Annotated in this window: 10 protein-coding genes; 5 read left to right on the forward strand and 5 right to left on the reverse strand. The window is 50.8% G+C overall.

Annotated features, from left to right (window positions below; genetic code table 11):
- The first annotated feature begins 2 nt into the window (after positions 1-2).
- The 5 genes from pheT (at position 3) to WC980_00725 (ending at position 6,632) form a co-directional block, all read left to right on the forward strand.
- Positions 3-1,991, forward strand: coding sequence for a phenylalanine--tRNA ligase subunit beta (pheT, locus tag WC980_00705; protein ID MFA5793577.1), 1,989 nt, complete (start codon positions 3-5; stop codon positions 1,989-1,991).
- A 62-nt stretch (positions 1,992-2,053) separates the two neighbouring features.
- Entirely contained in the window at positions 2,054-3,307 is a 1,254-nt protein-coding gene (locus tag WC980_00710; protein MFA5793578.1) for a 4Fe-4S dicluster-binding protein, read from the forward strand.
- 88 nt (positions 3,308-3,395) lie between these two features.
- The gene (hydA, locus tag WC980_00715; GenBank protein ID MFA5793579.1) at positions 3,396-4,775 is read left to right on the forward strand and encodes a dihydropyrimidinase; all 1,380 of its coding nucleotides are present in this window, start codon (positions 3,396-3,398) and stop codon (positions 4,773-4,775) included.
- Between the two features lie 2 nt (positions 4,776-4,777).
- On the forward strand, positions 4,778-5,398 hold the full coding sequence (locus tag WC980_00720; GenBank protein MFA5793580.1) for a riboflavin synthase: 621 nt from the start codon (positions 4,778-4,780) through the stop codon (positions 5,396-5,398).
- 199 nt (positions 5,399-5,597) lie between these two features.
- Entirely contained in the window at positions 5,598-6,632 is a 1,035-nt protein-coding gene (locus WC980_00725) for a tetratricopeptide repeat protein (GenBank protein MFA5793581.1), read from the forward strand.
- Between the two features lie 51 nt (positions 6,633-6,683).
- Here the strand turns inward: WC980_00725 and WC980_00730 are convergent, their stop codons facing one another.
- From WC980_00730 to WC980_00750, 5 genes are all read right to left on the reverse strand, one after another.
- Positions 6,684-8,078: a hypothetical protein gene (locus WC980_00730; GenBank protein ID MFA5793582.1), complete on the reverse strand. Its 1,395-nt coding sequence runs from the start codon at positions 8,076-8,078 to the stop codon at positions 6,684-6,686.
- 98 nt (positions 8,079-8,176) lie between these two features.
- Positions 8,177-8,800 (reverse strand): fibronectin type III domain-containing protein, encoded by a 624-nt coding sequence (locus tag WC980_00735; protein MFA5793583.1) that lies wholly within the window; start codon positions 8,798-8,800, stop codon positions 8,177-8,179.
- Positions 8,801-9,929: 1,129 nt separating this feature from the next.
- A complete protein-coding gene (locus tag WC980_00740) occupies positions 9,930-11,183 on the reverse strand; it encodes a hypothetical protein (GenBank protein MFA5793584.1) in 1,254 nt (417 codons plus the stop codon).
- A 136-nt stretch (positions 11,184-11,319) separates the two neighbouring features.
- A complete protein-coding gene (locus tag WC980_00745) occupies positions 11,320-12,705 on the reverse strand; it encodes an MlaD family protein (protein MFA5793585.1) in 1,386 nt (461 codons plus the stop codon).
- A gap of 53 nt (positions 12,706-12,758) precedes the next feature.
- Entirely contained in the window at positions 12,759-13,499 is a 741-nt protein-coding gene (locus WC980_00750; GenBank protein ID MFA5793586.1) for an ABC transporter ATP-binding protein, read from the reverse strand.
- Positions 13,500-13,521 lie beyond the last annotated feature (22 nt).

Below are 13,521 nucleotides of genomic sequence, written 5' to 3' on the forward strand. Positions count from 1 at the left end.
ATATGAAGTTCACATACAGCTGGCTTAAAGAATACTGTCCCTGCGACCTGCCGGTTGCGGAGCTGGCCGAGCTCTTGACCAAGCACGGCGTCAAGGTGGAAAGCCTCGATCCCACTAAAGACGGCAAGGATACGCTGATAACCCTGGAAATCACCGCTAATCGCCCTGATTGCCTCAGCCTGCTTGGCGTAGCCCGGGAAGCGGCCCTTATGACCGGGCAAAAATTACCGCATAAACAGGCTCCGGCACCACAATTGCCGAAAGCTTCCGGCGAAAAGTTCATCAAGATAAATAATCCCGACCTGTGCCCGGTTTATGTCGGTCGGATAATAAAGAACGTCAAGGTCGGCCCGTCGCCGGCCTGGCTCAGGGACCGGGTCGAATCCATCGGCCTGCGCAGCGTCAATAACATCGTGGATATCACCAATTTCGTCCTGATGGAAACCGGACAACCGCTCCACGCATTTGATTATAATGCCCTTGAAGGCAAGCAGATTATCGTCCGGCTGGCCCAAGCCGGAGAAAAAATACAAGCCATAGACGGCAAGGAATACCAACTGACTAAGGATACCCTGGTCATAGCCGACGAACGCAAACCCGTGGCCATCGCCGGCATAATGGGCGGAAAATACTCTGAGGTAACCGAAAGAACCACCGATATCCTGCTGGAATCGGCTTATTTCCAGCCGGGCGGCATCCGCAAATCCAGCCGCTGGCTGAAACTCACCTCCGATTCGGCGTACAGATTCGAGCGAGGCGTGATTCCCGAAGAAATAATCCCGGCATCAAACCGGGCCATAGAATTGATACTCGCCTCAGCCGGCGGTAAAATAACCGCCCATCAGGAAATAAACAACCTCACGATCAAGCCTCGCAAACTGACCCTGCGCCACGAGCGCCTGGAAAAAGTCCTCGGCGTTGGGATAGAAAAAACAGACCTGAAACACATCCTTAAAGGGCTCGGATTCATCCTTAAGAAAGAATGGAAAGGCCAGTATGAACTGGAAGCCCCCTATTTCAGGCAGGATATCAATATCGAAGCGGATATCATAGAAGAGGTCGTCCGGATTATCGGCTACGACAATATCCCGGCTGAACCGCCCACGATTCAGTTAAAAAGTACCCCCAAAAATAAGGATACCGAAGTCATCCAGGCCGCCCGCCAGACACTGTTCGGACTCGGCTATAACGAAGCGCTGACCGACAGTTTCCTGGCTACCAAGGAGGAAGCCGGCGCCAACCTTTTAAAGGGCTCCGAAGAAGCCATCGGGCTGCTGGATACCGAAAATAGCGTCCGTTACTACCTGCGTACCAGCCTGGTTAACGGTTTATATAAAGTACTGACTCTTAATGAGAACTACCAAAAAGGCAATACCCTAAAACTATTCGAGATAAGTAAGATATACTGCAGAGAAAATAACCAGCCTAAGGAACAGCTCCGCTTGGGCATTGTGGTAAATGACGGGTTTGGCTCCCTGAAAGGCACCTTGACTGTCCTTTTTGACAAGTTGGGGTTAAGCTGGAAAACTGACGCAACCAATATAATTATATCAGGAGTAATTATCGGTTCTTTCTCCCCGATTGGCCCGGAGCTAACCGGCAACACCAAGACTTACATCTGCGAAATGAACTTCGAGGAAATAATCAAACAAAGCAATCTGGTTAAGAATTACCAAGAGTTCTCCCGCATGCCGGCCATCAGCCGCGACTTAGCGGTTATCGTCGGCGAAGAAGTATTATGGGCCGGCATAGAGCAGGTCGTCCGCCAGGCCATCGCGCCGACCCAGAGCGAACTGCCCCTGGAATCGCTGGACTTCTTTGACCTCTACCGCGGCAAGCAGGTACCGGACGGCAAGAAGAGCATCGCCTTCTCTATGACCTTCCGGCACCCATCCAAAACCTTATCGGCGCAGAAGGCCGACGAGGTGATGAATAACATTGTAATAGCACTTAAACTTTGTTTAGAAGGTGCCCAAATTAGGCAAAAATAACCTGTTTGATGCGACCTTTGAGCGGAACTAAAACTCATTATTTATCCCCTATAGAATACAATATGTCGCTTAAGACAGACTTTCTCGGCCGCAAGTTAGACAATCCATTCCTACTGGCATCAGGCCCGGCCACGCGCAATGCCGAAATGATTATGCGCGGGTTCGAAGCCGGCTGGGCCGGGGCCGTCACCAAAACTATCTCCCTGGCCCCTACCAAAAATCCTTCGCCCAGACTGGTCCTTTATCCGTCTAAGAATAAATGGTCCTCCTTTAACATAGAACTTATATCCACTGACCCGCCAAATCTTTGGGTCAAATGGATAAAAGAGATAAAATCACATTACCCCGATAAGTTCCTTGTCGCCAGTATTATGGGTCCTGCCCCGTTAGAGATATCGAAGACAAACTCCGGCAAACTTACTAAAGCAAAACGGTCGCCTACTGGCGACCTATCTCTAACGGGGTCGACTAAAATCTCTGACTGGCAAAAGCTGGCCAAGCAGATGGCCGAAGCCGGAGCCGACGCGCTGGAGCTCAATATCTCCTGCCCGCACGGCATGCCTGAACGGGCCATGGGCGAATTCATCGGCCAGGACCCGAAGCTGGCCGCCCAAATCACCGCGGCTGTCAGTAAGGTCAGCCCCATCCCGGTAATGGTCAAGCTCACGCCCAACGTTACGGACATCGGACTAATCAGCCGGGCCTGCGCCAAGGCCGGAGCCGACGCGCTGTCCGGAATCAATACGGTTAAATCCATTGCCGGAGTTGACATAGAAAATCTCCGGCCCATTCCTTCTGTCAGCGGCAACTCAGCCACGGGCGGATACGGCGGCGCGGCCGTCAAGCCCATCGCCCTGCGCTGTGTACTCGACATGGTCCGGTCAGGGCGGATACCCGTTTCCGGCGGCGGCGGGATATTCACCGCCGAGGACTCAATAGAATTCCTGCTCCTGGGCGCTTCCACGGTCCAGGTCTGCTCGGCGGTTATGGCTAAAGGTTTCCATATTATATCATCGCTCAAGCACGGATTGAGCGAATACCTGAAGCGTAAAAGCTTCTCCGGCGTCCAGGAAATCATCGGCCTGGCTAACCCTTACATTATAAAACACTCCAATCTAAAATTAAGGCAGAAATCTGTGGCTATAAACCATAAAAAGTGTAACCTGCACTGCAAATACTGCCTGGTCGCCTGCCGCGATGCGGGATTCCAGGCCATTACAATCAAGAATAATAAACCGCTGATTAGTAAATCACGCTGCGATGGCTGCGGGTTATGCATCTATGTCTGCCCGCACGGCGCGATAAGGATGAACTAGTATGGCAGTTCCGCTTTAGCGGAATACTGCCAACTATAACTTGCAGTAACAGTGTAACTGTAAGTAACAAACACCGATAGGAGCTTCTATGGATATCAAAATAAAAGGCGGTACGGTTATCACTTCAGCCAAAACATTCAAAGCCGATATCGGCATCGACAAAGGCAAGGTAACCAAGATTTCGCCCCAGATAAAAGAAGAAGCTGAGCTGGAGATAGACGCATCCGGGAAATATGTCATGCCGGGCGGGGTCGACGTTCATACCCATTTTGATATGCCCTTCGGCGGAACCGTTACGGCCGACGACTTTCACACCGGCACGGTCGCGGCGGCCTGCGGCGGCACGACCACCGTCATCGATTTCGCCATCCAGCAAAAAGGCCATTCGCTCAAGGACGCGCTGGAAACCTGGCGGGACAAAGCCAAAAACAAGGCCGTCATCGATTATTCGTTCCATATCGCCATTACCGAGGTGACCAAGAAAACCGAGTCCGAACTGTCCGACCTGGCCAAGAACGGCATCACCTCGGTCAAGCTCTTTATGGCCTATAAAGACAGCCTGATGGTGGATGACGCTACTCTTCACAATGTTATGACCATGGCCAAAGATCTCGGACTCCTGACTATGCTTCACTGCGAAAACGGGATGATGATTGACTCCCTGCAAAAGAAATACCTGTCCGAAGGCAAGACCCGCCCGATTTACCACGCCCTGAGCCGTCCGCCCGAGCTGGAAGACGAAGCGGTCCACCGGGCAATTGCCCTGGCTGGTATGGCCGAAGCACCCATTTATATCGTCCACCTTTCCTCAGGCAACGCGCTGGAAGAGGTCAAGCTGGCCCGGCTTAACAAACAACCGGTCTTCGCCGAAACCTGCCCGCATTACCTGCTGCTTTCTTTAGACAAATATAAACCCAACAGCTTCGAAACGGCCAAGTTCGTGATGTCGCCGCCGCTCCGGGCCAAGAACCACATCCCGGCCCTCTGGAAAGGCATCGCCGCCGGGCATATCCAGGCCGTTTCGTCAGACCACTGCTCTTTCAACTTCGCTTACCAGAAAGAGCTGGGACGCGATGATTTCTCCAAGATACCCAACGGCGTGCCCGGAGTAGAAACGCGCCTGGCCATACTTTATAACGAAGGCGTAATGTCCAAGCGCATCGACCTGAACAAGATGGTCGACATCTTCGCCACCGCGCCGGCTAAGATTTTCGGGTTATACCCGCAAAAAGGCGACATCGCCATCAACGGCGACGCCGATATCATCATCTTCGACCCGGACCGGCGCTTCATCCGCAATGCCCATAAACTGCATCAGAACGTGGATTACACCCCGTTCGAAGGCTACCGCGGCCGGGGCGCGGTGACTAACGTAATCTCCAAAGGCAAGCTCATCGTCAAGAATAAGAGTTTCATCGGCAATAAAGGCGACGGCGCGTTCCTGCCCCGCCGGAAGTTCGACCTGTAAATATGTTTACCGGAATTATCGAATGCCTGGGTAAAATCAGCCGGTTCAAGCACACCGGCAAGATGCTCCATCTGGTCATTGACGCCGGCGCCGCCGCCAAGTCATCCAAAGAAGGCGACAGCATCGCCGTCAACGGCGTCTGCCTGACCATCACCAAAAAGGAAGGCTCCCAGCTTCATTTTGACGCCGTAGCCGAAACGCTCAAACGCTCCAGCCTGGGCGCGCTCAGAACAGGAGCTGATGTAAACCTGGAGCGGGCCATCAAGGCCGGCGAACCGTTCGGCGGGCACTTCGTCCAGGGGCACGTCGATGCCGTCGGCAAGCTCGTGGCCAAAGATAAAAAAGGCGGTTCCTGGCTGATGACATTCTCCGCGCCCCGCAACTTCGGCAGGTTCCTGCTGGAAAAAGGCTCGGTAGCCATAGACGGCATCAGCCTGACCATCACGGCCATAAGGCCAGGAAGCTTCAGCGTATCAATCATCCCCCACACGCTCAAACACACCACCCTGGGCAAAAAGACCGTCGGAGATACGGTCAACCTCGAAGGCGATATGCTCGGCAAATGGGTCACCCAGGCCGTGGACGCCCGCCGCAAAGGCTCCTATGGGGATGAGGGATTTTAGTGCCACTAGAAACGCAGTGACATAGTGGCACTTATCCCCGAAGTGAAACGGAGCGGGACTAACGAAGGAAAGTAGCCACAGATTATTTAACAGTGACTTTAAGAGACTTTATTAGACATAAATTAGTCTTTTAAAAGTCTCGTCCAGTCCCTGTTAAAATATATTGACAAACATTTCCCGCAATGTAAATATCCATTCTATGAAGCAGTTAGTAATCGCATTATTAATCGGGCTGGCCGTGTTCGGCATCATCCCGGCCTGTTCTTCAACCCCAACCCCGGAAGAAGCCAGAACCAAATACCATAAATATCTCGCTACCCAGGAACCAAAACCAAACCCCGAAGAAGCCGATGCTTATTACAATAAAGGATTAGAAAAATATAATCAAGGTGACTGGAACAGTGCTATTACTAATTATAATAAGGCGATAGAACTGAACCCCAATAACTTCCTGGCATACAACGACCGCGGCAGCGCTTATTATAAAAAAGGTGAGTTCGACCGTGCTATGGCTGATTATAATAAGGCAATAGAACTAAATCCAAATCACACTAATGCTTACAACAACCGCGGTAGTGTCTACAACAAAAAAGGCAATCTTGATCTGGCTATCGCTGATTATACTAAGGCAATAGAACTAAATCTAAATGATGCTGATGCTTACTATAATCGAGGACTTGCCTATGACAAGAAAGGCATTCTTGACAAAGCTATGATTGATTGGGCCAAGGCAATAGAGTTGGACCCAAAAAATGCTGAGGCTTACTACAATCTAGGTTCAGCACACGAAGATAAGGGCAACTTTGGCCAGGCTATGGATAATTATAATAAAGCAATAGAACTCAATCCAAACTACGCTAAGCCTTACAACAACCTTGGTAATATCTTCGACAATAACGGCGATATTGACCTAGCTATGGTTCATTGGTCGAAGGCAATAGAGTTAGACCCAAAATATGATGCGGCTTATTACAACCGCGGCATTGCCTACTATAAGAAAGGTAGTCTTGACCAAGCTATCGCTGATTGGACTAAAGCGATAGAAATAAATCCAAAACATATTATGTCTTATGCCGGTCGTACTTTTGCGTATGATGCAAAGAAGGATTATAAAGAAGCAATAGCCGATGCAGAGATGTTCATCAAACTGGCGCCTGAACATCCCAAGACTCCAACAATGCGCAGATTTATAGAGGACTGGAAAAAGATGCTGGCCGAGCAGGAAAAGAAATAAGGGCGCTGACGATTCAGCGCCCTATTCGTGTCCATTCGTGTCCATTCGTGGTTACTCGATATAGCCTCTTATCCAAATATTGATACTCGTAAACACTCCACTCTTCGTGGCTAATACCTTAATCATCCGTGTCCCATCCGTGGCTAGCGTGGCTTCTTTGTACGCATTCTGATTAAGGTTAGGCATATTCTGCCAGATGAAATGCACCGTGGATGACCCGAAATCGACCCCGGCCCTGCGACCGAGCACCGTCAGTATCTGCTCCATCCCGACCGGAACGGACATAGCGTTGAACTGGATTTCCACAATAACCGCCTGCGCCGTGGCCGGTATCACCGCCGACAGGTCTATGAGCTGGTCTATGTCCGCCATCGAGTTCTCGGAAAAGACCAGCGGCTGGGAAGACAGTAAAGTGAGCGCGCCCCCGCCCCCGCCCGGAGTGATGTACTTGAACCGGCTGGTCGCGCCTTCGTAACTCAGCACCTGCCCGTCCGCCGGGGCATTGACCGCATCCACCTTGGGCGGCGTTACGGCGTTCCCTGCTATCTTGTCAGCGGTTACTGCGTCTCCTGCAAGGCGGTCAGCCGATACTGCGCCTACTGCAATCTTCGCCTCCGTTACCGCCAGGTCCGCTATCTTCTCCGTCAGCACCTCGCCGTTAATAATTTTCTCGCGGTTGATGCTGTTGGAGGCTATCTGGGTATAGCCGATGTCATAGTCCTTTATTTTCGCGCCGGTCACGGCTTGGTTGGCGATTTCGGCGGTGGCGATGGGCGGTGTGAGCGGCCTTGACGGCACGGCAAACGACAGTTTGGCCGGGGTGACGCTCGCGTCTTTCAGCTTGGCGCCGGTCACGGCCGAATCGGCAATCTTCTGCTCCGTCACGGCGTCGCCGGCGATTTTTGACGTGGTCACACTGCCGTCCTGCAACTCGGCGCTGGCCACTCCCGGCGTAATCGGCCGGGCCACGGAGGGCGGAGTAAAAGACAGCTTGGCCGGGGTAATGGCGCCGGTAGCTATCTTGTCGCTGGTCACGGCTCCGGACTGTATCTTGGCGCTGCTGACCTGGCCGTCGGCTATTTTGGAGGCGGTTACGGCATTGGCCGCGATTTTATCGGCCGTGGCGGCACCGTTCTGCAATTTTGAAGCGGACACCTGCCCCTCGCCGATTTTTGCCGTTGTCACGGCACCGTTGGCGATTTTGTCGGTCAACACCGCGCCAGATGCAATCTTCTCGGAGGTAACCGCGCCGGATTTCAGCTTGGCATCGGTTACCGCCAACGCCCCAAGCTTGGCCGTGGTGACGGCTTCACTGGCGATTTTCTCGGCCCGCACCGCGCCGTCTTTCAGGCGGGAAGTGCTCACCTGCTGTTGGCCGATTTTGTCCTTGGTCACCGCCCCGTTGGCGATGTTCTCGGTCTTGACTTCGTTAGGTAATAGTGACATATAAATAACCCCCTTTAACACGAATGGAACGAATTATCCCGAATGCCTCGAATAATATTCGCCCCATTCGTGTCATTCGTGTTTAAAGTGCTCTCTTTCTACGGCGCGTACTTGGTAGCCGGGTCGCTGGACGGGCCCTGTCCGGCCGCGCCCACCGCGGCCACCCGGAACCAATACTTAGTCCCGCTGGTCAGCCCTTTGATGCTGGCAAAGGACTCGGTCGAATTCTTCTTAGGCACCCAGCTTTCCGGCACGTTCGGGTCGGTAGTCATCTCGATGGCGTAACTCTTGGCGCCCCGGACCGGCTCCCAGTTAAGGTCAATCCGACCGTCCTCATCGCCAGCCGTGGCGGACAAGTCCGCCGGCGCCGGCAAAGCCCCGATCGGCGCAGACGGGTCCTTGACATTCATCCCGGCCGAGATGATTTTCTGCAAATCGCCGCCGGAAGCGTTTTCCACATAAAGCGCCTCCATCGCCAAGGCGCTGTCCAGCGCCTTTTCACAGTCAGCCATCAACTCCGTCGCCGCTTTAGCCGCCTGGCGCGCGATAAGCGCCCCGTTATAAGCCGTTTCCAGGGCGGACTTTTTAGCCGTAATATCGGCCAGAGCCGGGTTCGGCGTGGTGAAATTCGGGTTGCCGGTCATCTGAGCCACCACCCGGTCCGCGAATTCAATCTTGGCCGGTATGGGCAGACGTGACAAATTCAATCTAACTTTTGACATATAGACCTCCTTTTAAACACGAATAACACGAAAATTCGTATAATAAGACCCTATTCGGTTAATTCGTGTTCTCATTTCTATTCGTTACTAAACACCATGTCAATCAACATAGCCCTTGTATCGTTAGACACAGCCCTGATGTTAATCGACACAGCCCCTATGTCAGTCGACACAGCCCTTATGTCAGTCGACACAGCCCCTATGTCAGTTGACACAGCCCCTATGTCAGTCGACACAGCCCTTATGTCAGTCGACACAGCCCCTATGTCAGTTGACACAGCCCCTATGTCAGTCGACACGGCCCCGGTGTCAATCGACACAGCCTCAATCCGACATAAAATAGGTCATAAAAACCACCTCGCTCTCATAGCGGCACTCAACCATACCGTCACCTGGTGGCGGTATGCTTATAGCGCCCCTTAACCCGACTACTCGTCGGGAAACCCGCCATTTCCCCTTGATTCCTGTCCATCGTCTGATGTCTATTGTCCATAGTCTATCACGCCCCCCTATTTATATTAAACGTAAAATCTGGGAAAAAGTTCATTTTATTTTCGGAATTATTGAAGTTTTTTTTTAAGAAGTGACGCTTGGAAGTGAAGCTGATTTAAGGAAAACTGCGCCCGGAAATGAGCCTGGTTAATGCATTACGGCGGGAGGGAAGTGTCCCCTACCCCAAAAATGGAGCACTAAAAGATAATTTAGTTCCATACATTGGAACAACTCTTATCTTCATTAGCTTTGTTCCAATAGTCTGGCCTGTTTTTCGGAATATTCTATGCCATACAATATACCATACGAACATAATCAATGTGGAAATTGCATTATATGGCTCGGGAGCTAGTTCAGAAATTAATACTAGCAATAAGAATGTACTGCAATCAATGCATAAGGAAAAAAACCTTTGCGCATAAGTTGAGTTCTCCTGAACTTCATTATCAAAAAATATCATTTAACAATCCTCCCATTATGTAATTCCGGGGACACCCCGCTAGTTCGAAAATACTCACTACAAGCAAAGGACGCCCACCTGCCATTGGCGGGCAGGCATATTTACCCGCCTCTGGAGGGCTCAATTATGAATTCGGTCCTCCAGAGGCGGATAAATAAGGTGCCCCCCGAACTCCAACTATTCATTTAATATTCCAATAATTATTGTGTTGGAGATAAGAATTGGCAGCGATTCCCATTCGTCTTTCTCATTTAACCGGTAAAGACGCAATTCCAGAGAAATCTGATACTCCCCTTTCTCTTTAAATATCTTCTTCCTATAGTGAGCAGAAAACGGTATTGAGAGGTTGGTGATAACCTCTTTGGCCTTAAACACCTCGTTAGGCATAATTGTTTGCGACTCTTCCTTGCACGGCTTTTTTACGGGAAGGTCATCAATTGTCTGGCAATCTTTCCCGTTCATTCGCCATCCTGCGGCAAACGTGCCATTCCAAACAGTCATTTTATCTTCCGTGCCATTTCTTATTTCTATTGCGACTTGGATAGGTTCGCCTTTTTTATAGGCCTTTTTATCGCTGTTAATCCGGCATTGTAGCCCGTTAACCGGCTGTCCCCAATTTACTTTTTCCGGGCGGCCGCCTTTCGGCGGGGTCGGCGTTTGTGCGCTGATTTCAATCGGAATAACCTCGTCGCACTTCCTGATAATTTTTATTACATCGAGGACTATTTGAAACGGCACATACTGGTCCGAACAGATTTTTAACGGTATTTTATCATCCTTCACAAATGGCATCATTTCTTTTAGGCTGACGTAAAGTGCCTCCTGGTCTTTTTGTTCTCTATTGCCGATTAGAATAGTGGGGATTAACGGTGATTCGAAATTATCTATCAGTGAAATCCTGACCTCATCAAGACTTTTATTTGAACCTTTCCCTTTTGGCAAATAAACCGGTATGGCCTCGGCGCCGTATTCTATTTTCCAGATAAACGCCATGGCACAGGCTTTTATTACTTCGCCGACTAAGAGCCAAGGAGCGCTGTTGTCCGGCTTGATTAGGACGGTCCGATTGGATGGCGTTTTCCGGTCCATCGGATCTTCCCCGCCAAAGGCTCTCTCGACCATAAGCGCTATTTGTAATCCCTTTGAATCCTTCTCTTTTCCCTGTATTTTTATTTTCCAGTGTTCATCAATCTGGCAGGGTTGCTGTAATATACCGTTTTTATACCTAAGCTCAGGGCAATCCTTGCCTTGCGGCACAATATGCTCAATACTGATAATTATTTTTGAAGTATCTGGTTTGGGCGACGGAGTAGATTCTGCGTTTACAGTCGTTTTGACAAATCCTATCCCAATAAATAAGAGTAAAACAATAAGTGCAGGAATAGCCGCTCTCAGTTGTGGGAAAATACCGTTCAGCTGACGATGCATCATAAATTTTTCCTCCTTTATTATTAGGTACGTGAAACAGACCAGAGTCTACTGCCTCCTGTAAAGACATTCCACACACGGGAACTCCCTATCCATCTGTTTTTGCTGATGCAATTTTCCGGAAATAAGATTTATGCTGCTACCGGGACAAGCCGACCAGCGTGATGAAATTCCGGATATCTTCGTCCAGGTACTCGAAGCACAGCCCGCCCACGAATTCGGAGTCTTTGTTGAACAGGCGGCTGGTGCCGGCAAAGGCCTTGATGTGGCGGCCGAACCCGACCGTGACATAGGCCCGGCCCATGGCCGACCTGAGGTTTTCGTCTATCCGTTCACGCTTGAGACTGCTATAGGCGTCGCGGCCTTCGGCGGTCAGGGTCACTTGCGAGATGAAACTGGTGCTGATGGGCAGTTGCCAGTCCAGCCCGCCGCCGAATTTGCCTTCGAATAACCCCAGCCGGACCGTCAGCTTGTCGTCCAAGAATTTGTAGGCGGTCAATAAATCAACCTTGACGAAGGTCTGGTTGCGGTTATCGGCCTTGTCTTTATAGTCAACAATGCCGCTCTTGTCAAATGACAGAAATGAGCCGCCTATCAGGAAATACCGGCTCGGGTGCGGCTCTATCCGGACATAAAGCTTGGATATGGTGGCTTTGGAATCGAGGAAGTATTTGCCCTCGGCGCCGGCGTAAACCTTGGTCCGGACCACCGGTGAAAGTATCTTATTAATGGAATCACCCGCTTCGGTCAGCTGGCCGGAAAGCTTCTCATCGTATATGGCCTTGCCGATGGGGCCTTTGCCTTCTTCTATGTGCTTGAGCGTCCGGTTAAGCGAGTCGGCCGAGTCCTTGAGGCTCTTGACCACTTCGTCAATATCGTTATAGAGTTTTTCTTCTTTTAAGAGCTTGCCGACCGTGCCCTTGCCTTCTTCGGCGTTCTTTAAGAGGTTCTTTATTGAATCGGTCGAGTCCTTGAGGTTATCGTATAAAGTCTCGTCTTTGATAAGTTTACCCAAAGTACCCTTACCGTTGGAAGCGTCCCGGAATATCTTTGTTGCGTTGCCCAACAACTCCTTGACCTCGTCCTTGTTGGCGGCCAGCACGTCGCCCAGCACGCCCAGGCCCGGCTTTATAACGGTGCCCTTGAGCGGCTCCCTGAGGTTAACTTCTTTCTTGCTGGGCGAGCCGGGGTTGATCGAGATAAAATAACCACCCAGCATACTCGATTCGGCTACGCCGACTTCATAATCCTCCCAGATAATAATCGGGTTGTCTAATCTGAGCACCACCCGGACCCGGGTGTCGGACAGGTATTTCATCCGGTCCACCTGGCCCATAGCCACGCCGGAAACCCGGACGCTATCACCTCTTTTCAGGCCCTGAACCTCTTCGAATATAGCCTTAATATACTGTTTTTTGGAGAATATCTCCATCTTGCTGATGGTGATAGTCACAAATGCCAGGAATATCAAGGCGACTATTAAAAGCGTGCCTAACTGGAATTCTTTTTTAATATTGCGTTGCATATAAGTTTAGATTAGCAAATCAGAGTTTAAGGTCAAGAAAGATGTGTGATAAATCAAGCCATCGGGCCGTCGGCTTCGCCTTCAACAAACTGCTTGATAAAAGGGTCTTTATAATTACGGAAATAGTCCGGCGTGCCCTCGCGGATAATCTTGCCCTGATAAAGCAAGGCGATATGGTCGGCCACCATAAAGGTGCTTTTCATATCGTGCGTCACCACAATGGAGGTAACCTTGAGCTTCTGGCGCATCTCAATAATCAATCGGTTAATCACGTTGGACATAATCGGGTCCAGCCCGGTGGTCGGCTCGTCGTAAAGGATAATCTTGGGCTTGCGCACGATGGACCGGGCCAGCGCCACGCGCTTTCTCATACCGCCGCTCAGGTCGGCCGGCATCACTTCTTCCAGTTTACTTAAACCCAGAAGTCCAAGCACCTCGGCCACGCGCTTTTTTATATCCGGCTCTGGCATTTCGTTGTGCTCGCGCAAAGGCAATCCGATATTATCGCCGACATTGAGTGAATTAAGAAGTGCCCCGCTCTGAAAAAGAAACCCGAACTTCTTCCGGACCGGGTTGAGCTGTTCTTCTGAGAAATCGGTGATGTCCTCGCCGTCCACGTCGACCCGGCCGCTGTCCGGCTTGAGCAGACCAACCATGTGCTTAAGGGTAACGCTCTTGCCGCAACCGCTCCGGCCAAGAATGACGCAAGTCTCGCCTTCTTTTATCTTGAGATTAAGCCCGGCAAGAACTTCGTTGCCGCCAAGGCTTTTATGGATATCAATAAATTCAATCATTTGTTATTCAATATACAGCATA

This window comes from Candidatus Brocadiia bacterium (assembly GCA_041658285.1).
In the GTDB taxonomy this organism is placed as follows: domain Bacteria; phylum Planctomycetota; class MHYJ01; order JACQXL01; family JACQXL01; genus JBBAAP01.

Coding starts and splice junctions, on each gene's coding strand:
- hydA (MFA5793579.1), top strand. CDS start 3,396: ATGGATATCAAAATAAAAGGCGGTACGGTTATCACTTCAGCCAAAACA.
- WC980_00720 (MFA5793580.1), top strand. CDS start 4,778: ATGTTTACCGGAATTATCGAATGCCTGGGTAAAATCAGCCGGTTCAAG.
- WC980_00750 (MFA5793586.1), bottom strand. CDS start 13,499: ATGATTGAATTTATTGATATCCATAAAAGCCTTGGCGGCAACGAAGTT.
- pheT (MFA5793577.1), top strand. CDS start 3: ATGAAGTTCACATACAGCTGGCTTAAAGAATACTGTCCCTGCGACCTG.
- WC980_00710 (MFA5793578.1), top strand. CDS start 2,054: ATGTCGCTTAAGACAGACTTTCTCGGCCGCAAGTTAGACAATCCATTC.
- WC980_00725 (MFA5793581.1), top strand. CDS start 5,598: ATGAAGCAGTTAGTAATCGCATTATTAATCGGGCTGGCCGTGTTCGGC.
- WC980_00740 (MFA5793584.1), bottom strand. CDS start 11,183: ATGATGCATCGTCAGCTGAACGGTATTTTCCCACAACTGAGAGCGGCT.
- WC980_00735 (MFA5793583.1), bottom strand. CDS start 8,800: ATGTCAAAAGTTAGATTGAATTTGTCACGTCTGCCCATACCGGCCAAG.
- WC980_00745 (MFA5793585.1), bottom strand. CDS start 12,705: ATGCAACGCAATATTAAAAAAGAATTCCAGTTAGGCACGCTTTTAATA.
- WC980_00730 (MFA5793582.1), bottom strand. CDS start 8,078: ATGTCACTATTACCTAACGAAGTCAAGACCGAGAACATCGCCAACGGG.